This is a genomic window from Salirhabdus salicampi, assembly GCF_024259515.1.
GTDB lineage: Bacteria > Bacillota > Bacilli > Bacillales > Alkalibacillaceae > Salirhabdus_A > Salirhabdus_A salicampi.
The window spans coordinates 534953-556454 of the sequence record NZ_JANBWE010000001.1; the positions used below are offsets into that span (position 1 = coordinate 534953).

Below are 21502 nucleotides of genomic sequence, written 5' to 3' on the forward strand. Positions count from 1 at the left end.
TGAATGGAACCGATTCGCAAACATGAAGGCCTTGTATATCCATTAAACCGTGCAAATATTGACACAGACCAAATTATTCCAAAACAATTTTTGAAACGAATTGAACGTCAAGGGTTTGGTCAATTTTTATTTTACAATTGGCGCTTCGACGAACAAGACAATCTACGACCAGAATTTTCGTTGAATAATCCGAAATACAACGACGCTACCATTTTAGTAGCTGGTGAAAACTTTGGATGTGGATCGTCTCGAGAGCATGCACCATGGGCATTACTTGATTATGGTTTTAAAATTATTATAGCACCTAGCTTTGCTGACATTTTCTTCAATAATTGTATTAAAAATGGTATACTGCCAGTTATATTAAGTGAAGATGGTGTGGAAACGTTGATCAATAACGCGGAAAGCACTTCTTATAGCATTACAGTTAATTTAGAAAATCAAACGGTTAAGGATGAAAATGGATTTCACGAACAATTCGACATTTCTTCTTATCAGAAAGAAATGTTGTTAAACGGATGGGATGAAATTGCTGTTACCTTAACTCACGAACAAAAAATTGAGCAGTATGAAAAAGTAAAATGATAATTGAGGAGAGTGAAGACGTTGGGAATTGCTTAAATGGACAAAAAATTACGGATGCGATGGAACAGTTAGGGAATGTCGTACATCGTACTCCCTTAACAACTTCAAAAACGATGAACCGTGTTACAGGTAAGAACATTTATTTTAAGATGGAAAATCAACAAAAAACAGGGGCGTTTAAGGTACGTGGAGCTACCTATAAAATTGCCCAACTGACGCAGCAACAAGCTGTTAGGGGAGTTATCGCAGCTTCTGCTGGTAATCATGCACAAGGTGTAGCTCTAGCAGCAGCAAAAAAAGGGATTGAAGCAAAAATATTCATGCCGGAAAAGACACCTGAAGCGAAAGTGATTGCAACGAAGAGTTATGGGGCTAAAGTTGTGTTAACGGGTGAATCATTTCAAGAGGCATATGAAGCCGCCATGAAAGAACAGCGGGAAGCCAATAGTGTATTTATCCATCCTTTTGATGATGTTGATATAATGGCAGGTCAAGGTACAGTTGCAATGGAAATGCTCCAACAACAACCAATGCTTGATACGTTAATCGTCCCAATAGGTGGAGGAGGATTAATAAGTGGTATTGCAGTTGCAGCCAAGTTTATTAATCCGAAAATCAAGGTTATTGGAGTTCAAGCTGAGGGTGCTAGTGCTACGTATAACTGCTATCACCAGCAAGGGCCGTTTGCTTTACGACAAGTTAGTACGATTGCTGACGGAATTGCGGTAAAAAAACCAGGAGTTTTAACATTGCCCATTATAGAACAATATGTTGATGACATCGTAACCGTTTCGGATACAGACATTGCATCCGCAATGATTTGTGCATTAGAAAGAAGTAAAACTTTAATTGAAGGTGCAGGAGCAAGTGCTTTTGCAGCATTACTCGTTCACGGCCATCGCCTTCAATCACAGCATTGTGGAGTGATCGTAAGTGGTGGAAATATGGATTTATCAAAGATGGCACATATACAATCGTTAGCCAACCAAAACCAACTGATTAATATATCATAAAGAGAGAAAGAAGATTTCATTCCAGAATGAAATCTTCTTTTTTATTATTTCTTTCTACCTATTCACAAAATATTTAGCAAAATGTAGTTGAACATTTTTTATAAACAACGTATAATTTTATTCATTATACAAGACTATCTACCTATTACTAAATAACTATAAATACAATCTTGTGATAAGTTGGCAAACCATGTTGAAAAACTGGGACGCAAAGCCACGGGCCTAACGATTCGTATGAAATTATGGTAGCCGGGTTGCCGCAAAATTGAATGCACAGTTGATAGCACAACTGATTCAATTTTGAATCATTGTGCTTTTTTTGTGTGAAAATAGAAGAGTCTTAGTAGCTAGGATACTTTTCGATGATACATATTGTTAGCGAAAGTGTAAGCGGGGTAAAATCAAGATTCATAGGAGAGAGTATTTAGTGGGAAAAGATAATGATGCGTTTTATCAATCTGCTAATGGTTGGTATAAAGAGCTAAGTAAAATTGTTAATCATCTTCGTGTTGGCATTTGGTCATACGATGTGATTGAGAAGAAAGTGTTATATGTCTCAAAAGGAATAGAGTACATTTACGGTGTAAATAAAGAAGTGTTTTTTAATAATTCCGATCTCTGGAAAAAATTTATTCATCACGATGATCAATCTGTAGTAGAAGACCGTCAAGCTAAGCTGTGGTCAGGGGAAAACTTGCTTCATGAATACCGTATTGTAAGACCAAATGGGGACATTGTATGGGTAGTAGATGAAACAATCCCTATTTTGAATGAACATAATGAGTTAGTTCAATTAGTTGGAATTATTCAAGATAACACGAGACAAAAATTGATACAAAAAAAATTACAAGAAACAGTTAATTATGATGAAGTAACCGGGGCACCTAACCGAAAGGAATTGCAAAAATATTTCGCCCATATTATTCAAAAAAACAAACAAAAGACATTAGTGTTAAATATTGATTTAGATGGTTTTAAACGAATTAACAATTCTTTAGGTCATATGATTGGGGACGAAGTATTAAGAGTTGCCGCCCAAAGAATACAACATGTCACAGGTAAAAATGGTGTTTTCTTCCGTTTGGAAAGTGATGAATTTTTAGTGGTACTGACTACAAAAAATTTGTCGTATGAGAAGTTGCTTCAGCAAATTATTCAAGAATTCGAAAGGCCCATTACGATTGGAACAGAAGAAATCTTTTTAACTGTTAGTATGGGAATATGCTTTTACCCAAAGGATGGGGAAACGTTTGATACAATTATGTACCATGTCAATGCTGCGTTAAGACAAGCGAAAAGTTATGGCAAGAACAATTATCAAATATATACACCGGAAATGAACGATGAATCATATCGCTTATTATCTATAGAGAAGGACCTACATTATGCGATTGAAAAGAACGAACTGTTCATGGTTTATCAGCCAAGGTTAGCGTTACCGATGAATCGTATTGTTGGTGCGGAGGCTTTAATTCGTTGGCGCCATCCGAAATGGGGGATTGTATCTCCGGCTGAGTTTATTAGTATTGCGGAACAAGGGAATATGATTGATGATATTTCTACATTTGTGTTTCGCTCAGTTTGTACTCAACTTAAAAGGTGGCAGCAAGATGGATATGATGTAAAAACGATTTCCCTGAACTTATCTGCAAAGAATTTCTTAAATGAAGGATTAACGGAAACAATTGGTAAAATTATCGAAGATACAGGTGTGTCTCCTCAGTTTATTGAAATTGAAATTACAGAATCGTCGATTTTATCAGCTGAAACGGTAGTGAAAAGAGAATTAGAAAAATTGAAGGAGATGGGATTCAGAATTGCGCTTGATGATTTTGGTACCGGATATTCTTCTATTTCCTATTTACGACGTTACCCTATTGACACGTTAAAAATTGACCGTACATTCATTCGAGATCTTGAAAAAAATGAAAGAGATCTTACCATTGTGAAAAATATTATTAATCTCGCACAAGACTTAGGCATGACTGTTGTTGCTGAAGGTATTGAAACAGTCAAACAATACGATTTAATTCGTTTGAACGGTTGTAATGAAGTACAAGGGTACCTGTTTAGTAAACCTGTTATGGATCTAAAGATGACGAATTTCCTAGAAGAAAAAGTAATGTTATCAACAAAAAACGAAAAGGACATAACGGATGAACGGAAACACAAGCGTGTCATTTTACACTTACCCCTGAAAGCAATACTTCGTAAACCATCCTTACAGAAAAGTGAGGAAATTGCTGAAGTATTAGTTGAAAATATTAGTGTTAAAGGTTTGAAATTTATATCTCCATTACATTTAGAAACAGATGTACTTTACACCCTTGAAACCAACCTATGTGGCAAGACTATTACGCTCTCAGGAACAATCGTTTGGTCAGAGAATGTTGGATTCGATATATATAAATACGGTGTTCAATTTCAGTTATCTGAAAAAGATCAGAAACTATTGAACTCCTTACTCAAAACGTTAAAACATTTAGTAACCCAGTCACCTAAATCTGTAGAAGGTTGGTTTATTGATACGAACGCTTTTAGCTTTTTGAAAAGACAATATAAAAATAAAAACAAACAATAAGAACGCTTGGAAAACCAAGCGTTCTCTGTTTACCATAGTCCAGGTCCATGCCCATGCCATGGATGAAGCTTACCATGATGGTGATGTCCATGGTAATGTCCATGGTGATAGTGATCATAATGAGGATAATGTCCATAACCGTGATAAAAAGGATAGCCATAATCGTATCCGACCCACGGTTGATACCCTTGAAACCCTTGAAACCCTTGTGCAGCTGTTCCTGCTGCTGCTCCTAATAAGAAAGGAACAACTGGCCAAACTCGTTCTTGCTCACCATGTTGCGCTTGCATTGGATCTGGAAATTGTGGAAATTGATTATACATTGAAAGTCCCCCTTATGTGAATTCATAACCATTTTATGAAAGTTTCTTCGGATTGGTTTTTTGCACATAAGATATATTATTGTAGAAGAAAATAACGTAAATAGGTTCATAATGGGGGGTTCTGCACCAATGATTCCTTTTAAAAGGTTGAAAAAATAGGCGTTTATCTACAAAAAAAGACTGAAATGTTTACGCATTTCAGTCAATCCTAGGAAAAGTAGGTATATTCGACCTCTACCCTGGCTGAAACAGAAAGCATACCTGGTTCGGTTGGGAATTCAACATTAGATACCATTGTATTTATCATTGTTTGCGGAGTGCTTGTGCTTGTTAACTCCGTAATCCGTTCAGGTGTACGGTGAAGTGATACACCGATTGTTTCAGCAGTCGATGACGCTTTTTTTTGTGCATTTTGCAACGCCATACGTAATGCTTTTTCGTAATACACGTCCGATTGTAACACGGTGAACTGAATGTTTGAGACATAATTAGCACCATTCGATATAGCTTTATCAACGATTTGACCTATATTAGAAATGTTGTTGGACTGAATGATCATCATGTGTGTTACACGATATCCACGGAATATTTGTTTGCCATTTTCATAGTCATATTCCATGTTAACGTGAAACTCCTTTGTTTGAATATGCTCCCTATCTATCTGTAACTGAAGCAGTGCGTCAATTACACGGGAAGATGCTAATCCATTTTCTGATAAAGCAGTATTTAAACTTTCGTGTATTGTTATGACACCAAGTGTAATATAAGCTACATTAGGTTCGATGTTCACTTTTCCTTCTCCATATACCTTCAAAATGGAAGGATGGTTTCGAGTTGGAACTCTAGGAGATTGAATCATGGAGTAATCATAATTCAATGGGAACGCCTCCTTTCTATTCTTATATAATGTATTCAATAAGTTAAGTCTTGATATTAGGAGGAACATGAATGAGTAAAGCGATGTTTTTAGATCGAGATGGAGTCATTAACGAAGTACTGACGAATCGAGTAAAGTTTGTCAATAAGCCGAAAGATTTTTATTTTTTAGATGGTGTTGGTGAAGCGATAAAATTATTTAATGACAGTGGCTATAAAGTGTTTGTTGTCACAAATCAAGGTGGGATCGGTCTCGGGCACATGAAAGAATCGGATTTACATAAAGTGCACGACAAAATGCGTGAAGACTTAAAGGAGTACGGAGCAGTCATCAATGATATAGCTTACTGTCCCCATAAGCCCCATGCGAATTGTCCATGTCGTAAACCAAAGCCGAAAATGATTCTTGATTTAGCTGAAAAATATGACATTGATGTAAAACAGAGTTTTATGGTTGGTGATCGAGAAGCTGATATTCTTGCAGGGAAACGCGCAGGAACGAAAACTGTATTAATTGGGAATAGGGAGGAAGTAAATATCGAGGCGGATGCAGTGTTTTCCGATTTATTATCGGTAGCGAACTGGTTGTCTGAATACGAGTAGGGTTTATTTTTTTCAATTTTTCGTTAAATGTTTTATTATAGAGAGAGAAATAACAGGGAGGGGTTAACATGTCTGAAAAGGTAACGATTAAAGTAAACGATAACGGATCGTTTCGAGTGAGCGGTGATGTTGAACTGGTGGATGCTGAGGGAAATGTGTTTGAAACGAAAAAGAGCTTCTCACTATGTCGTTGTGGTCAGTCAGCGAAAAAGCCATTTTGTGACGGAACACATAAAAAAATTGATTTTGATAGCAAACCTAGGGCAAAATAAAGAAACGCTGTTGAGTTCTACTCAACAGCGTTTCTTTCGATTAAAGTTTGTTCATTTCACTTTTTAATTGTAATAAATGTCGTCGGGAATCTTCCCTAATGTCCATAAATGTTTCCATAACATCCTTAGGGAAAGTGTATTCACGTAAAAATTTATCATACATTGAAATGTTCCGGTGTTCTGCATGAATAACTGTTTTGAAAGCCTGCCTTAAGGATGACTCCCGTACTACATAGTGCTCAGCATTGGCGTTATGTGTAGGAACTGAAATGTCGTATTTCCCGGCTAAGTATAGTAGATCTTTTACATTTTCTTTATCAGCAAACTGAATCTCAGTAAAAGGCTTTGGCGTTCCATATTGCTCCATGATGACATCGTAACGTACTTGAGCTAGAAATTCATCTTCAAGAGCATATGTAATCGCTTTGTTTAAATCAATCGATTGGTCCTGTAGTGCGCCCTTTGCCCCAAAATGATTTGGTATTTGGGCATGTACTGTCATATGTAGGCTCAATAAAAAAACAATGCAAGTGGAAATCACAATTCTCATTCCATACCACCTCGTTCTTATAATCATTATATTAATACATTTCCCCAGTTTGGAAACATCATTCACACCTATAAGACGAATACATACTACATAATGAGATAGGAGTTTCATTTTCACTTCTATATAGGAAAAAAGTTACATATATATGGAATTGGTATACCAGTGAGTGTTTCAGAAAAAGGCAACCCTGTTGAAAGATAGGGGCGCAAAGCTACAGGTTTAAGTAATACATCAGGTGTGTACTACTAGACGGCTGAGCTGCCTGAAATACTGATGTATTTTAGGGGGAATGAGATGATACGCAAGGCTGGTTTGAACTTGGATCAAGAATGGGTTGAGTTAATTCTTGAAGCATTAAGAGAAGGGATAAGTAAGGAGGAGATTCTAAAATATTTAGGAGAGAATAATCAGAAGTAGAGCAGAGCAAAAAATGTTCTCCATAACAAACAATAACCTTCCATATATGGTATAATAATGAAAAGGAAGGTGTCCATATTATGATCGGAGAACGGATTAGAAAGTACCGTAAATATAGAAAGATGTCTCTATCAGAGCTTGCTGAAAAAGCAGGTGTCGCAAAATCGTATATAAGTTCCATAGAGAGAAATATACAATCCAATCCATCTGTTCAATTTCTTGAAAAAGTAGCCCAAGTTCTTGGTATACCAGTGAATCTTTTACTATTTCAAGAAGAAGAAAACCAGTTGAAACAAACACTTGATGCTGACTGGTTACAATTAGTTCAAGAGGCAATGACTTCAGGAGTATCAAAAGAAGAGTTTAAAGATTTTATTGAATATAATAAGTGGAAACAGGAACAGAAAGAATAACAAAACGTTCAACGGGATCAACTACCGATTGAACGTTTTTTATGTGCGAACGGCAGATGGTTTTCGTTTAACCTTGTTGTAAATAACGATTGTCACGATGAGAAAATAGGCACCATACAGTAAAAGTGAGCCTGTGATACTTTCAGTAGTTTGGTAACCAGCAAGCGTGAATATGATGATTCGAGGCAGTATACCAAATGAAGTAGCAATTGTAAACATAACCCAATTTACGTTTGTACTACCACACATAATGTTGACGACCGGTGAAGGCAAGATAGGAAATATACGTACACCTAATATCGTAATAAATGCATGTTCTTGAAATAACGTATCATAATGTTTTGCCTTTTCATACTTATTCAAGAAGTTTCGCATGAAATCTCTGAATCCATACCGTGCCATAAAAAACATTGTCATCGTCCCAGTCATAACACCTGTGAAAATAATAAGGGTGCCTGTTACGACTCCAAACAACGAACCGACAATTCCAGTCGCAACGATGAACGGAACGATTGGAAAGAATACAAGTAATGAGAAAAAGAATATACTTATATAAATCGCTAAGTCATTGCCCGAGTGAATGGTAAATAAAAGTGTATCTTTGGTTAAAACAAATGATAATACGATTACGGCATAGATAATAATGGAAATCCATTTCTTCATGTCATCACCCTTTTATAAACTAAAAAAACAGCCTTGATTTATGTATGACAATCATCAAGGCTGCTTAGTCCTGTTTGTTCTTTATAGAATTTCTCCTTTGATAGACATATAAACTAGCGCCAATCAGAATGAAAACGGATCCTATTAAGAAATAATTAAAAAACGGCGTAGAAGTTGAAGGCAATCGTTTATCTACAGGCAATACCCCACCTAACGTTCCTTCAACATAAACTTTGAATTGAAACTCGCTTCCTAAACCTTGAAATTCGTTTGTAAGTTCAGTCGGAATCTCAATGAGGAATAACAAATTTTCGCTCGTTTCACTTTGTAGAGTACGCTCATCTAATTGCTGAAAATCTTTAAGTTTACCATTGAAAATGGTATTTTCACCTTCGTCTTTTATCTGTAGTAAAAGTTGATTATAAAAATGTTCAGATCCATCTGTAAACGTATTGTTGATCAAATATGTTAATTGCTCTTTCCCGTTATTCGCAATTTGAAAAGAGCGGGCGACCGAATCCCCAGGTTTCGTATTACGTAAGTCAAAAAGGATTTTTTGTGGTTTTACAGATATATCGATTACTGCTTGGCGTTCATTATCGTGAGTACTAGCAATAGTTGAAATCGGTATCAACACGAGAAGGAAAAAGATTATCATTATGTGAGTTTTTCTCATAACTTTGCTCCTCAATGTCTAGTTAATAGGTAGAAAAGGTGGGAGGACCCACCTTTTCTTGTAAGATGCAAATTAATCAGTTACTTCTTCGTTATGTGTAGCGTCACCTTTTGTTCTAGGGTCTGGCATGCTATCACCGTCAGCAGAACTTTCTACTTCGTTGTTAATTTCGCCATTTCCATGATTCGTATCTACATGAACACCATCCCACTGAGTGGCTTCCAGATTAAAGAAGAAATCTACACTATCACCTTGGAATTTATTTTGGACATATGTTCCATCGTTATTAAGATCGTTGTTATCGATAAATGTAATTTGAATAAATACATCGTCAATATCTGATGGATTTACAGGAATACCACGATAATCAGTATCATCAACGACTAATGGGGCAAGGTTGATCCGATTAGAACCGTCAGATGCAAGGTAATCAGTTTTAATTTTATTTACGTATGAACCATCAACAAGATCCGCTAATGTTAAAGTTTCACCGTCCTTTACGACGTTTTCTCTAGGTTCCCAATTAGTAGATTCTCCATCTACGTTCATAAAATCAATTTTAAATTGCGCCAAAAATTCTGATTCTGTGTTTGAACCACCATTTACAGCATTCGTGTCATCAACGAAGTTGTCAGACGTAACATCTAGCAATACCTCTTTAATAGCTAGTGTACCTGTATTTCTTAGTTCAAAAATTCTTTGAATGTTATCACCAGGCTTTAAGTTGGAAAGGTCAAACGAAATAGGCTTATTATGACTCTTTCCGACCTCCAAATCTAGTGTACCTGCTGCAAAGTGGTTGTTGATTGTTGCAGTATCGTTAAATGCTGCCCACGTTCCACCTCCAACTAATGAAATGCCTAGAGCAGCAGACGCTACCCCCATACCAATTTTCTTCTTAATACTCATTCATCTTCCTCCTTATTCCCTCATGTCGAGGTATGTAATATTTATATTGAACCCTTATGTCAAAGCATAAGAGGAACAATCCTTTACGAATTTGTATTTTCTAGTTTTGTTTCTTTCGGCGGATCGATTTCTTTAAAAGCTTTTAGTAACGTAATCACAGAGTAAATGACTAGCAGTACGCCTGGAATAATTAGTAGTAATGCAGCTCCAGCATTTGACCTGGAAAACTCAATAAAGTAACCGAGTATTGGAATGGAAAAACCAGTATAAACACCAGTAACATTAATTGCAGGAACTAAGTTCATATCAGGTTGAGCGTTGTTATCCCCTTTTGTTTGAAAGTAAAGTCGCCCTTCACGGTCAATTACGTCAATAATCCGGTGTGTGACAAACGAATTATCCCTTTGCATGAACGTTACAATATCGTTCGTTTTTAATACGGAAGGGTCTTCAACAGGTTTTAGTGCAATGACTGATCCCGTAGAAAATGTTGGTTCCATCGATCCAGATAGAACCGTTTTAAACTCATATCCAAATAATTTAGGTTCGCCATCTGATGCTTTTGAAGAAATGAATACGAAAATCATAAATAATAGTGTTAGAGCTAGAATTGTAGAAATTGTTCTACTAGCAACCTTTTTATAGTTAATTTTTTTTCTCATGAATATCACCTCGTGAATTTATTCTTTTCTTGTGTCTGTGCTGTCTTCGGATGTATCTTCTGAACTAGCATCCTGAGTAGAATCATCATTTTGTTCACCCTCAGTATCGTCTAACGTTGAGTCGGCATTTTCGTTTTCCTCACTTAGGCCTACGTCTTCCTCACTGTTAGTGACGTCATTTTCCTGTACCTGTTGTTGCTCATTACTGTCATCGTTTTCAGCCGTCTCCTCATCGCTTTCTGTTTCACCATTTCCCGTTTGACTAATTGTAGTTTCTTCATCATTTTCTTCGTCCTCGCTATTCGCTTTTGAGGCCTTTTTATTGTTGTTCTTTTCATTCATAATGACAGCGTCTTTTTCACAGTTCTCAAGATAAATAATGTTGTCACTTTTCATGTATGAATACCCGTCTTCATCTTGATTGTTTTTCCCAGGATGGTCCTTAGGTCTTCGAACTACAAAGCGATATTTCTTTCCTTCTTCAATAGCCGAAGATTCAATTACGCCTTCCTCCCCTGATTCAAGGAAAGAAACGGTCCCTGTGTCAACGGGATCCCCCATGAACTCATGTTTGTCATTTACTTCGTAGAGAAAGAAGCGCCAGGTTGAGTACTTCATATCTTCTGCATCATCGTCGTTTATAATTGTCGAGTAAATGGTGTTACAATCTCCCCAAGCTCTTGTACCGTCAAATGTTAAGGAGCTTTTATCCCAATAATCCACATCCCATTTTGCATGAAGATAATTAGCGATTGTTTCTACATCATTAAACGCTGCTCCAGTATTCGAGGTTAGGTAGATACCGGTGATGATCATCGAATACCAAATTGCCATAATTTGAAACACCAATAAAACTCTTTTTAGCCTTCGCTTACCATACCTTTGTAATCGTGTAGAACGGATTTTCCTCACCCTCTTTACCTATTCAGTTTGAAAAATACATCTTTGATATCATTTATATGAAAAGGCTCGTTATTTTAATGTTAATTGTTCTCTTTAAAGAACAATTAAGTTACATTAAGTTATTTCCTGCTTAATAATCATATGTGTTAAATAAAGAACTAACCGTTTCTTATAATGAACACACTTTATATATAAGTCTTTTATCCTACAAATATGACTCGTTTTTTTAAAAAATTTCCAAATGTTGAATATACATAATGACAAAGACTTACTCAGTGGAAAGTAATCTCGAATAAAAAAATTAAGAAAAAGGGGGAAAGATTTGATAAAATGAAGGAGTATATAGGTAAATGCTATATGTGTGAGAAGCATGTTTATTGCTTAAGTGGATTTTTTGAAGGTATGTACTTTGAAAATGCACTTTACTGTTTCGTTTGCTCTCAAAAATATATAGAAAGGAATGAAGAATAATGACACATATACCAAAAAATATTGTAGCAACATTCTCAATTGTAGGATTTGATCCAGAAACTGAAGAACTAGGTGTAGCTGTACAATCGAAATTTATTGGTGTCGGTTCTGTTGTACCATGGGCAAAAGCGGGAGTAGGAGCTGTTGCAACACAAGCATTGGCTAATCCATCATATGGTCCAAATGGATTGAACTTAATGGAAGAAGGCAAGACAGCAGAAGAAGCAGCTGAAATTTTAGTAGCAGAAGATGAAGGTAGAGAAGAGCGTCAATTCGGGATTATTGATGCAAAAGGAAATGCTTATACATATACAGGAGAAAATTGTGTTCCATGGGCTGGTGGTAAGGCGGGGAAGCACTATGCTGCCCAAGGTAACATTTTAGTGAGCGAAGAAACAGTAGAAGCAATGGCTAATACTTTCGAAAATGCGAAAGGTTCCTTGGCGGAACGTCTTTTAGAGGCATTGGATGCTGGACAAGGTGCTGGCGGAGATAGTAGAGGTAAGCAATCTGCAGCCATTTACATTGTTAAAGAAAAGGGTGGATACGGAGGTCATAACGATCGTTATGTCGACCTTCGAGTCGATGACCATCCAGATCCAATTAAAGAATTGATTCGCATTTATCAACTACAACAACTGTACTTTGGCCAAACGAAGCCTGAGAATGTGTTAGCGATTGAGGGACAGGTAAAAAAGGAATTAAGTGAAGAACTTGTACGCTTAGGCTATTTAAAGGCGGAGGATGTTGACGAAGATACGTTCTATAAAGGGCTAACAAGCTTTATTCATGTAGAAAACTTTGAAGAGCGTGAATTAGAGCGGGGGAAAATTGATAAAGAAGTACTCCAATTTATGAAAAATAAATCGTAATAAAAATGGGCTAGGTACCTCCTAGCTCATTTTTTGTTTACATACGTACCCACGTCTGACCTGCATCCACGGTCTTATACATAACATCCCGTTACGGGCTGTTATACGATAAACGTAAATTGTTGTGCATGAAATAATGTGTTAGGAATGAAACGACGATTACATAACAAACGATTCAATTGTCTTTTATGTTAACGGAATTTGGTTGTAAAATCGACAAAAAAAGGATAGTTAAGGAAGTTCTAGATATTCTAAGAAAGATATCACTTTTTCTAGGGGAAGGTGTCCTTGTTTGAAATATAAAGGAAGACTGACGGCAACGACATTGACTACACTAGCAGCAACGGTAAATATATATATTGACTACTTAGAATTGGGATTCGTCAAAGTAAGTGATGTACTCATTCACATCTTTTTTATTCTTATTGCTTGGCTTTTAGGAAAACAGTATGACAGGGTACAATATAATGCTCGTAAGCTGGAAAAACAAAAACTAGAAAGCCGTTATCAAAATGAAAAATATCGTTCTTTATTTGAGCATAATCCCGATGCTGTATTTGAACTAAATAAAAACGGCAAATTTATCGCTGGGAATCCTTCGTTAGAAAAGTTAACTTTATGCAAACAAGAAGATTTGTTAGGGTCGTCTTTTATTCCATTTATCCATCCTTTGGATATTGAAAAAGCAGTGAGTCACTTTCGTGGAGCACTAAAAGGAAACATGCAGCAATACAATATCCGGGTTGTAAGAAGAGGGGGGGAGGTTCGTTATGTATATGTAACGTCCTTTCCTAATTATGTTGGCGACACCATTACAGGAACATACGGTATTGCCAAGGATATTACAGAGGCAAAATTAGCAGAAGACGAAATAAAAAAGGTAAAAACCAATTTACAAACAACGTTACGTGAGCAACAAGGTATGACCCTTAAAATAGTCAAGAAAAATCAGCAATTTATCGTTCAATTAAGTGATGGAGAACTATTGTATCGAATGGGTTTGACCCCTGACTTGATTACCGGAAAATCACTTCAGTCCTTCTTTTCTAAAGAACGGGCAGAACAGATGGAGAAATGGTTTAACCAAGCTTGGAGTGGTAAGGAAGTTGAATATGTAGGGGAATATAAAGGGATTACCTACTTAGTTGCATTACGCCCAGTGAAGCAGGACGGTAAAGTCGTTGAAATTATTGCATCGGGAATTGATATATCAGACCGAAAACGTGCAGAGGAAGCATTAGAGAAAAGTGAAGAAAAGTACCGGATTATTGCTGAGAATACATCCGATATTATTATTGTATTAAATGAAGATTGTGCGATTACCTTCATTTCACCATCCTATCAACAATTGCTCGGATTCGATCCGGAGGATTTAATAGGTAAGACAGACCTCCATTTTGTTCACCCGGAAGACGTTGATATGTTACAAGAAAAAATTTACGAAGTAAAACAAGATGAAAAACCAATATCTACATTGTTTCGCGGACAGACTTCTGAGGGGGAGTACGTGTGGCTTGATACGAATTTAACCCCTGTATTGAAAGAACAAAAATTACAGTCTATCATCATCGTTAGTCGAGATATAACGGAACGTAAGCAATTGGAAGAGGAACTGTCTCATATGGCTTATCATGACTTACTAACTGGATTGGCTAATCGGCGAAAGTTCGAAGACTCGATGAAAGAAGCAATCTTTGAAGCACGGAACCAAGGAAGTCATGCAGCATTAATTTATTTTGATATCGATCGATTTAAAATTATTAATGATACGTTAGGCCATGATATTGGAGACTTACTCTTACAACATGTGGGAGCCCGCTTGAAAAACGTTGTCCGACAAAACGATTTATTGATAAGGATGGGGGGAGATGAATTTGCTCTCATATTGTCTACCGTAGAGGACTATTCAATTGTTCACCTCCTAGCTGAACGAATTATTAAGGTGTTTCAAGAACCATTTTACGTTGAAGGTAAAGAAATTAATGTGACTACAAGTGTTGGGATAAGTTATTTCCCAGAACATGGAGAGGATATAAACAGTTTATTACAAGCTGCTGACCATGCGATGTATACAGCAAAAGAGAAAGGAAAAAATCAATACCATGTCTATATGCCTGAACTCATACGCAATCGGTATAATCGATTGCAATTAGAAAATGATTTACGTAAAGCTGTACAAAGAAAAGAATTGTATGTGCTATATCAACCGAAGGTGTGTACAAACTCAAATGAGATAGTAGCTGTTGAAGCCTTAGTACGTTGGAATCATTCGGAGTATGGGGTAATTCCACCGGACGTATTTATTCCCATTGCTGAAGAAACCGGTTTTATAAATACAGTAGGTGATTTTGTTCTTGAAGAAGCTTGCAAACAAAATGTTCGTTGGCAACAAAAGGGATATCCTTCCATGCGGGTATGTGTAAATTTATCAGTCAACCAATTTTTATCACAAGATTTAATGGAAATGATACAAAAACATTTGGAAAAAACGGGAATGTCAGCTTGGTATTTAGAATTAGAAATTACAGAAACAATTATGATGAGGGATGTAGATCATACAATTGAGCAATTAAACCGATTGAAAGAACTTGGTGTTAAAATTTCTATTGATGACTTTGGAACTGGTTATTCGTCGTTAAGTATGATTCAACAGTTACCAATTGATACATTAAAAATTGATCGTAGTTTTGTTCAAAACATCCCTGAAAATAAAAATAATATGGCGATTACTTCATTAGTGATTGAAATGGGGAAAAAACTAAGCATGGCGGTCGTGGCTGAAGGTGTTGAGAACGAAGAGCAACGTCAGTTCCTGCGGAAACATGGCTGTGACGTGTACCAAGGGTATTACTTTAGTCCACCTGTAAACGGAGAAGAAATAGAAAATCTGTTCAAAAAAAGAAGTGAGACGTAGGTGAGGATAGGTTTACTCATCTACTTTTTTCGTACATAAAAAATTGAATACCGGCATGTCGAATGCTATTTCAAAGTAAATATAAGTAATAAAAACACTGCTTTTATATAGGTTTTTCAAAAGGGGAAGTGATCAATATCAAGAAGATTGCAATTCTTTTTATAAGTGCAGGTGTTATAATGCTTTTGTCCTCAGTTTGGAAGATAGATAATGTTAAAAACAATCAACATATTGCATTACAACAAGCAAAAGTGGCCCTTGAAACAAAGCAAAAAAAACCAATATCTATAAAAAAGGTAGATGAAAACATAGGAGATGATGAAAACAGTGATGAACTCCCGGTCAATGTACTCGGTGTTCTCTATTTACCAACAATCGAGGGTGAGCTTCCAATCATTGAAGGAACAAATGAGGAACAGTTAGAGTATGGTGTTGGTTATTACACAGCATCATCAATGCCAGGTGAAAATAATCAAATTTTGTTATCAGGCCATCGAGATACAGTTTTTAAACGTTTAGGTGATTTGAGGGTCGGTGATGAGGTCATGATCGATGTTTCATATGGGTCATTCGTCTATAAAATTGTTGATACGGAGGTAGTCGATGCAGATGATACAACTGTCATCCGCTCTACATATCCAGAGGAACTTTTAACGATTTCGACATGTTATCCATTTCGTTATATCGGCAATGCACCCCAGCGTTATATTGTATATGCGAAGCCGGTCTCATAAGAGGGGTGCTTCGGCCGAAACACTATTCCCCCCAACGGTTAATCATCCATACAACGATAAAGAAAACGAGAAAAAATCCAACACCGAACAGAAAGAAATTGAAAAACAGTAACCACTCTACACTCTCTGCTGAAATCGCTAATATAGTGCAGATGATGAGCCATAACCCCATTAATATATAACCAAATTTATACATGTTTGTTTCACTCCTTATTACTTATCTTAAAAAGAAATCGTGAAACAAGCAATAAAAAACCTCTCCGGTTAGGGAGAGGATTTATCTTCGTTCTTTTCTGCCTCTTCTTCTGTATAGGGGTCAATTTCATAAGGCTTTAAATCACCAAAAACTGTCATCATTCCCTCTTCATCGAGGGCCTCTTCATATTCCTTATGTTGAGGTGAAGGATACACCTTTACATTTTTCCCTTCAATATCGGTTGCAGCAAAATTTTCATAATCCTCTACATAGCCAACCGGGTCATCAGACTCAATATATGTCTCATTATAATGATCCGGTGCAACAACAAAGTCTGAAGGTGAGTTGGACGTCCCCCATTTAGCCACTTCTTGCCACGAATCTTCACTATCGAATACTTCCCCTTCCGTTTCGTCGTATTCAAATCGCCCAAATGGAGGACCAATCACATCTTCTTCCACAGGACGTTGGTCGGTTATGAATTGTTCCGGAGTATGCTCGACACAGTAAGTTGTTGTAGGCATGGCTTCTAAACGTTCCAACGGGATATCCTTACCACATACTTCACACTTACCATAAGTCCCTTTATCTATTGCTTCTAAAGCATTATTTATACTTCTAAGTTCATCCTCTGTGTGTTCATTTAACGCAATATCCTTCTCACGCTCGTATAACTCACTGCCTTCGTCGCCTGGGTGATTATCATAACTAGATAATTCGCCCACAGCATCATGGTAATGTCCATGTTCCAAATCAAAATGGTCATTGTCTTCTAAACGTTTTTCAATATGCTGTTTCGCCTTCATTAGTTTGGAACGGAAGGTGGATATTTGGTCTGCTGATAACATGTTTTGATCTCCTTCCATTAGTTAAACTCTAATTATAGTTTTCACGAACAAAAAAAAACCATTAACGAAAAATGTGTGAAAACTGTAAAAAAAATCCTTTGCATAATGTATATCACAATAGCTTATATATAAAAGTATAAAATGTAACGCTAAATTTATTGACAATTTTGAATTTACAATATATAATTCACCTAACAATCATTACATAATTAAGAATAAATTTACAATTTAATCTCTTATCGAGAGTGGTGGAGGGATAGGCCCGATGAAACCCGGCAACCTTCAAGCAGCGGCTTGAAAAGGTGCCAATTCCTACAGACGTTAGGTCTGAAAGATAAGAGGAGGATCTGTATATTGACCCTCTTCTTATGAAGAGGGTTTTTCAGTTTTTCCTCTTCTTCTTTACCTTACACGACACTATAAACCCCAATGCGAGACAAATGGTGAACGATAAGGTTCTATGCCTTATAAAAAAATAAATCTGAGTAATCTTATTGGTTTACTAAAAATTAAAGGAGTGGTTTTAATGGCTAATTCAGATCATTTTGGGCGTGAAACACAGTTATTACATGGGGGACAACAACCCGATCCAACAACAGGTGCAAGAGCAGTTCCGGTTTATCAAACAACTTCCTATGTATTTCGGGATACAGAACATGCACAAAATTTGTTTGCATTACAAGAACAGGGAAACATATATACAAGAATTATGAATCCAACTGTAGACGTCTTTGAAAAGCGGATTGCTCTTCTAGAAGGTGGAACAAATGCTGTAGCTTTATCTTCAGGTATGGCAGCTATTACGTTGTCCATTTTAAATGTTGCACATGCAGGTGATGAAATTGTAGCAGCTACAAATTTATATGGAGGAACATATAATTTATTTGCCAATACGTTACCGAAATACGGGATAAATGTGACATTCGTTGACCCGGAAGATCCAGAAAATTTCAGAAGTGCTATTACACCTAAAACAAAAGCCGTTTTTGCCGAAACGATTGGTAACCCAAGTTTGCATGTATTAGATATTGAAGCTGTTGCAAACGTTGCCCATGATAACGAAATTCCGTTAATTGTTGATAATACATTCGCGACACCTTATGGTTGTCGACCAATTGAATGGGGTGCAGATGTTGTTATTCATTCAGCAACAAAGTGGATTGGAGGACATGGTCGAGTTATAGGCGGTGTAGTTGTAGACGGTGGGAAGTTTAATTGGAATAACGAAAAATTCCCAGGTTTTATAGAACCGGATCGTAGTTACCATAATATTCGGTTTGGAATTGATGTAGAAGGAGCTGCATTTGGAACGAAATTACGTGTTCAATTGCTACGGGATATTGGACCTTGCTTAAGTCCGGATAATGCTTCTACTTTGCTGCAAGGTTTAGAAACACTGCACTTAAGAGTACAACGTCATAATGAAAATGCGTTAACGATAGCGAAGTATTTAGCGGACCATGATGCTGTAGATTGGGTATCATATCCTGGGTTAGAAAGCCATCCGTCCTATGAATTATCGAAAAAGTATTTAGATCAAGGCGCAGGTTCAATCATAGTCTTTGGTATAAAGGGAGGTCGAGAAACTGGTCGCCGTGTTATAGATAACATTCATTTATGGTCACATGTAGCAAACGTTGGAGACGCGAAATCCTTAATTATTCATCCGGCATCTACGACACATCAACAACTAAATGAGGAAGAGTTGAAACAAACTGGTGTGACAGAAGAATTGATTCGACTGTCAGTTGGCATTGAATCACCGGAAGATTTAATTGATGACTTAAACGAAGCGATTGAAAAAGCGACAACCCCAGTAGCCCAATAAAAAATTCTATTTCTAAAAAAGCTGATTTGCAATATAGGAAGTTTATAGATATATTGTATCTGTTGGATTTCCTGAATTTATCTTCGGCAAGAAATAAGAGACGAATCCATAGGTCTCCTTATATTGTTATATGTAAAATAAAATAGTAAGCAACTATAACGGTAAATGTCCCATTATGAAAAAGACTTGTTTCCAAAAGTCTTCAGGCTGTCGAGAAAGTCTCGGCGGCCTTTTTAAATGTTATTTCATCCTTGATGAAAAAGCCTCCCTTTCCGCGGGCGATCCGCGAGCCTCCTTGAACTCCACTTGCGTTTCGTTCTGTGGGGTTTCGCCTGGATTGCTTTTCCCGCAGGAGTCTCGTTTTTTTCATCAACTTTCATCATGATTTTCCGTCGATCCTGTAACCGTTCACCGCATTAATTTGTTATAGTATAAGTGTAAAATAAAGGCGGTGAAGGGTTGAAAACAAGTCTTTTTTTCTTTTGGCAATTCTAGCAATATGATATTATATAAAATTAGTTGAGTAATGTAACAATTAAACATAATATATGACAATATTTAACAAGAATTATACAAGTTTGTTACATTATGTTGATAAAGGTTTTTTTAGGACTATTGATGTGGTAAATTTATTAATAGATTTAGATGAGCGAAAGATGAATAGTGAGTCTAGGAGGAGAAAACGTGATAGGATCAAGGATGAGAAAGATAGAATTCCTCAATTACACCATGATTATAAAGTTAATGTTCCTCACCTTACTTTTAGGATTGGGTATCTCATTCGGAATCATTAAAGCAGATTCTATTAAAGAGTGGCCCCGTGTTTATCATGTTTATATGAATGGGGAATATTTAGGTGTAGTGAGCGATCAAAATGTCATCGAGGAGTATATTAAGAAAAATATGTCCCAAGAAGAAGAAAACTTTGAGGGGATGAACTTAACCGTTTCTCAGGATATTAGTTACATACCTGAAATTACGTTTCAGCCGTCATACGACAATGAGGAAGTTTTAGCAGCTTTGGATGGACAAGTATCCTATGCAATCGAAGGTGTGAAACTAGAAGTTGATGGTGAGCTGATTGGGTATTTTAAAGATCGGGAAAATGCGGAAAATGCTTTGAAACAATTTAAGACAAAATATGTTCCAGAAGATATATTAGAAAAATTTGAAGACCCTGATTATTCACCAGAAGAAGAAAAAAAGGTACTCTCAAATGGTAATTCAGCTATTTTAGACATTTCGTTCTCCGGTGAAGTTTCCATTACGAAAGATAAAGTTCGTCCCCATGATCTATTAACTGTAGAACAAGGTGTTAAACTTTTAGAAAGAGGGACGCTAACGGATAAGATTCATAAAATCCAGTCGGGTGAAGTGTTAGGTACTATCGCTTCAAAATATGATTTGTCAATGAACGATTTATTAAACATGAACCCTGACTTACATCAAAATTCGATATTACAAATTGGACAGGAAGTTGTCGTAACAGGCCGTAAACCTCATATTGATGTTATTGTGGAAGAAGAAAAAGTCGAGCAACAAAGCATCAGTTACCAAACAGTTTATGAAAATACTGATAGCCTATATAAAGGACAAACAAAAGTTAAGACCCAAGGAAAAGAAGGCATGAAAGAAGTTCACTACCGTCTAACAATCGAAAATGGTGAGGTTATAAACCGTGAAGTGATTAAGGAAGAGGTTTTGCGTGAACCTATCACGAAAGTCATCCTTCGAGGAACGAAGGTCATTCCTTCCCGTGGTACAGGAGATTGGGCTTGGCCAACAGCCGGTGGTACAGTTACAAGTAAAATGGGTTGGAGATGGGGGCAAATGCACAACGGCATTGATATTGCCGGAGTCAGCAATCGCTCCATATATGCCGCTGATAATGGTACTGTAACATATGCCGGTTGGCGTGGTGGATACGGTAATCACGTAGTAATTAATCACAATAACGGGTATGAAACAAGTTATAGCCACTTATCTTCGATAAATGTAACACCAGGTCAAACAGTTAAAAAAGGTCAAAAAATTGGTATGATGGGCTCAACAGGAAATTCAACAGGAGTTCATTTGCATTTTGAAGTAAAGAGATACGGTTCTAATATCAATCCATTAGGATTGTATTAATTGAATGGGGAACAGAGGTGTAATCACCTCTGTTCTTTTCTTTTGGAATAAAAGGGAGTTTAC

General features: G+C 36.7%; 22 protein-coding genes and 3 riboswitches. Of the genes, 12 read left to right on the forward strand and 10 right to left on the reverse strand.

Annotated elements, in window-relative coordinates:
• Positions 1-3: 3 nt before the first annotated feature.
• From leuD to NLW78_RS02810, 3 genes are all read left to right on the forward strand, one after another.
• Complete coding sequence (gene leuD / locus NLW78_RS02800; RefSeq protein WP_254495364.1) at positions 4-585, forward strand: 3-isopropylmalate dehydratase small subunit; 582 nt, start codon at positions 4-6, stop codon at positions 583-585.
• Positions 582-1598, forward strand: a complete 1017-nt coding sequence (ilvA, locus tag NLW78_RS02805) for a threonine ammonia-lyase (RefSeq protein ID WP_254495366.1) — start codon at positions 582-584, stop codon at positions 1596-1598. Before leuD ends, ilvA begins: the two co-directional genes overlap by 4 nt.
• Positions 1599-1770: 172 nt before the next feature.
• Positions 1771-1860, forward strand: a riboswitch (cyclic di-GMP riboswitch).
• Positions 1861-2025: 165 nt separating this feature from the next.
• A complete protein-coding gene (locus NLW78_RS02810) occupies positions 2026-4179 on the forward strand; it encodes an EAL domain-containing protein (RefSeq protein ID WP_254495368.1) in 2154 nt (717 codons plus the stop codon).
• Positions 4180-4208: 29 nt separating this feature from the next.
• Here the strand turns inward: NLW78_RS02810 and NLW78_RS02815 are convergent, their stop codons facing one another.
• Together NLW78_RS02815 and NLW78_RS02820 are read right to left on the reverse strand one after the other, a co-directional pair.
• Complete coding sequence (locus NLW78_RS02815; RefSeq protein ID WP_254495376.1) at positions 4209-4502, reverse strand: hypothetical protein; 294 nt, start codon at positions 4500-4502, stop codon at positions 4209-4211.
• A 208-nt stretch (positions 4503-4710) separates the two neighbouring features.
• On the reverse strand, positions 4711-5379 hold the full coding sequence (locus NLW78_RS02820) for an SIMPL domain-containing protein (protein WP_254495378.1): 669 nt from the start codon (positions 5377-5379) through the stop codon (positions 4711-4713).
• Between the two features lie 71 nt (positions 5380-5450).
• Here NLW78_RS02820 and NLW78_RS02825 point away from each other — a divergent pair, with 71 nt between their 5' ends.
• The gene (locus tag NLW78_RS02825) at positions 5451-5981 is read left to right on the forward strand and encodes a D-glycero-alpha-D-manno-heptose-1,7-bisphosphate 7-phosphatase (RefSeq protein WP_254495380.1); all 531 of its coding nucleotides are present in this window, start codon (positions 5451-5453) and stop codon (positions 5979-5981) included.
• 68 nt (positions 5982-6049) lie between these two features.
• A complete protein-coding gene (locus tag NLW78_RS02830; RefSeq protein WP_254495384.1) occupies positions 6050-6253 on the forward strand; it encodes a CDGSH iron-sulfur domain-containing protein in 204 nt (67 codons plus the stop codon).
• Between the two features lie 40 nt (positions 6254-6293).
• On the opposite strand, the gene NLW78_RS02835 is transcribed toward NLW78_RS02830, so the two are convergent.
• Positions 6294-6803, reverse strand: a complete 510-nt coding sequence (locus NLW78_RS02835) for a ferritin family protein (RefSeq protein ID WP_254495386.1) — start codon at positions 6801-6803, stop codon at positions 6294-6296.
• A 170-nt stretch (positions 6804-6973) separates the two neighbouring features.
• A riboswitch (cyclic di-GMP riboswitch) is annotated at positions 6974-7069 on the forward strand.
• A gap of 28 nt (positions 7070-7097) precedes the next feature.
• Between NLW78_RS02835 and NLW78_RS02840 the strand changes: the two genes are divergently transcribed.
• Both NLW78_RS02840 and NLW78_RS02845 read left to right on the forward strand, forming a co-directional pair.
• Positions 7098-7220, forward strand: coding sequence for an anti-repressor SinI family protein (locus tag NLW78_RS02840; RefSeq protein ID WP_254495388.1), 123 nt, complete (start codon positions 7098-7100; stop codon positions 7218-7220).
• An 80-nt stretch (positions 7221-7300) separates the two neighbouring features.
• On the forward strand, positions 7301-7633 hold the full coding sequence (locus NLW78_RS02845; protein WP_254495390.1) for a helix-turn-helix domain-containing protein: 333 nt from the start codon (positions 7301-7303) through the stop codon (positions 7631-7633).
• Between the two features lie 39 nt (positions 7634-7672).
• On the opposite strand, the gene NLW78_RS02850 is transcribed toward NLW78_RS02845, so the two are convergent.
• From NLW78_RS02850 to NLW78_RS02870, 5 genes are all read right to left on the reverse strand, one after another.
• A complete protein-coding gene (locus NLW78_RS02850; RefSeq protein ID WP_254495392.1) occupies positions 7673-8296 on the reverse strand; it encodes a TVP38/TMEM64 family protein in 624 nt (207 codons plus the stop codon).
• Between the two features lie 64 nt (positions 8297-8360).
• Positions 8361-8972: a TasA family protein gene (locus NLW78_RS02855; protein WP_254495394.1), complete on the reverse strand. Its 612-nt coding sequence runs from the start codon at positions 8970-8972 to the stop codon at positions 8361-8363.
• A 72-nt stretch (positions 8973-9044) separates the two neighbouring features.
• Entirely contained in the window at positions 9045-9881 is an 837-nt protein-coding gene (locus NLW78_RS02860) for a TasA family protein (RefSeq protein WP_254495396.1), read from the reverse strand.
• 83 nt (positions 9882-9964) lie between these two features.
• Positions 9965-10543, reverse strand: a complete 579-nt coding sequence (gene sipW, locus NLW78_RS02865) for a signal peptidase I SipW (RefSeq protein ID WP_254495398.1) — start codon at positions 10541-10543, stop codon at positions 9965-9967.
• 18 nt (positions 10544-10561) lie between these two features.
• Positions 10562-11377, reverse strand: coding sequence for a hypothetical protein (locus NLW78_RS02870; RefSeq protein WP_254495400.1), 816 nt, complete (start codon positions 11375-11377; stop codon positions 10562-10564).
• A gap of 539 nt (positions 11378-11916) precedes the next feature.
• Here NLW78_RS02870 and NLW78_RS02875 point away from each other — a divergent pair.
• From NLW78_RS02875 to srtD, 3 genes are all read left to right on the forward strand, one after another.
• On the forward strand, positions 11917-12789 hold the full coding sequence (locus NLW78_RS02875) for a DUF1028 domain-containing protein (RefSeq protein ID WP_254495402.1): 873 nt from the start codon (positions 11917-11919) through the stop codon (positions 12787-12789).
• 292 nt (positions 12790-13081) lie between these two features.
• On the forward strand, positions 13082-15703 hold the full coding sequence (locus NLW78_RS02880; protein WP_254495403.1) for a GGDEF domain-containing phosphodiesterase: 2622 nt from the start codon (positions 13082-13084) through the stop codon (positions 15701-15703).
• Positions 15704-15831: 128 nt separating this feature from the next.
• A complete protein-coding gene (gene srtD / locus NLW78_RS02885; protein ID WP_254495405.1) occupies positions 15832-16437 on the forward strand; it encodes a class D sortase, LPxTATN-specific in 606 nt (201 codons plus the stop codon).
• Between the two features lie 22 nt (positions 16438-16459).
• Here srtD and NLW78_RS02890 read toward each other — a convergent pair whose 3' ends face one another.
• Positions 16460-16633 (reverse strand): hypothetical protein, encoded by a 174-nt coding sequence (locus tag NLW78_RS02890; RefSeq protein ID WP_254495407.1) that lies wholly within the window; start codon positions 16631-16633, stop codon positions 16460-16462.
• Between the two features lie 68 nt (positions 16634-16701).
• A complete protein-coding gene (locus NLW78_RS02895) occupies positions 16702-17481 on the reverse strand; it encodes a yteA family sporulation protein (protein WP_254495409.1) in 780 nt (259 codons plus the stop codon).
• 233 nt (positions 17482-17714) lie between these two features.
• A riboswitch (SAM riboswitch) is annotated at positions 17715-17822 on the forward strand.
• 185 nt (positions 17823-18007) lie between these two features.
• Between NLW78_RS02895 and NLW78_RS02900 the strand changes: the two genes are divergently transcribed.
• Positions 18008-19309: an O-acetylhomoserine aminocarboxypropyltransferase/cysteine synthase family protein gene (locus tag NLW78_RS02900; RefSeq protein WP_254495411.1), complete on the forward strand. Its 1302-nt coding sequence runs from the start codon at positions 18008-18010 to the stop codon at positions 19307-19309.
• 684 nt (positions 19310-19993) lie between these two features.
• Positions 19994-21439: a peptidoglycan DD-metalloendopeptidase family protein gene (locus NLW78_RS02905; protein WP_254495418.1), complete on the forward strand. Its 1446-nt coding sequence runs from the start codon at positions 19994-19996 to the stop codon at positions 21437-21439.
• The last annotated feature ends 63 nt before the right edge of the window (positions 21440-21502 follow it).

Bases quoted from the DNA above. Each gene is read 5' to 3' on its own strand.
- NLW78_RS02830 (WP_254495384.1), top strand. From the start codon at position 6,050: ATGTCTGAAAAGGTAACGATTAAAGTAAACGATAACGGATCGTTTCGA.
- NLW78_RS02860 (WP_254495396.1), bottom strand. From the start codon at position 9,881: ATGAGTATTAAGAAGAAAATTGGTATGGGGGTAGCGTCTGCTGCTCTA.
- NLW78_RS02825 (WP_254495380.1), top strand. From the start codon at position 5,451: ATGAGTAAAGCGATGTTTTTAGATCGAGATGGAGTCATTAACGAAGTA.
- NLW78_RS02845 (WP_254495390.1), top strand. From the start codon at position 7,301: ATGATCGGAGAACGGATTAGAAAGTACCGTAAATATAGAAAGATGTCT.
- NLW78_RS02875 (WP_254495402.1), top strand. From the start codon at position 11,917: ATGACACATATACCAAAAAATATTGTAGCAACATTCTCAATTGTAGGA.
- NLW78_RS02815 (WP_254495376.1), bottom strand. From the start codon at position 4,502: ATGTATAATCAATTTCCACAATTTCCAGATCCAATGCAAGCGCAACAT.
- NLW78_RS02835 (WP_254495386.1), bottom strand. From the start codon at position 6,803: ATGAGAATTGTGATTTCCACTTGCATTGTTTTTTTATTGAGCCTACAT.
- NLW78_RS02895 (WP_254495409.1), bottom strand. From the start codon at position 17,481: ATGTTATCAGCAGACCAAATATCCACCTTCCGTTCCAAACTAATGAAG.
- ilvA (WP_254495366.1), top strand. From the start codon at position 582: ATGATAATTGAGGAGAGTGAAGACGTTGGGAATTGCTTAAATGGACAA.
- NLW78_RS02900 (WP_254495411.1), top strand. From the start codon at position 18,008: ATGGCTAATTCAGATCATTTTGGGCGTGAAACACAGTTATTACATGGG.
- leuD (WP_254495364.1), top strand. From the start codon at position 4: ATGGAACCGATTCGCAAACATGAAGGCCTTGTATATCCATTAAACCGT.
- sipW (WP_254495398.1), bottom strand. From the start codon at position 10,543: ATGAGAAAAAAAATTAACTATAAAAAGGTTGCTAGTAGAACAATTTCT.
- NLW78_RS02855 (WP_254495394.1), bottom strand. From the start codon at position 8,972: ATGAGAAAAACTCACATAATGATAATCTTTTTCCTTCTCGTGTTGATA.
- NLW78_RS02870 (WP_254495400.1), bottom strand. From the start codon at position 11,377: ATGGCAATTTGGTATTCGATGATCATCACCGGTATCTACCTAACCTCG.
- NLW78_RS02840 (WP_254495388.1), top strand. From the start codon at position 7,098: ATGATACGCAAGGCTGGTTTGAACTTGGATCAAGAATGGGTTGAGTTA.
- NLW78_RS02890 (WP_254495407.1), bottom strand. From the start codon at position 16,633: ATGTATAAATTTGGTTATATATTAATGGGGTTATGGCTCATCATCTGC.
- NLW78_RS02850 (WP_254495392.1), bottom strand. From the start codon at position 8,296: ATGAAGAAATGGATTTCCATTATTATCTATGCCGTAATCGTATTATCA.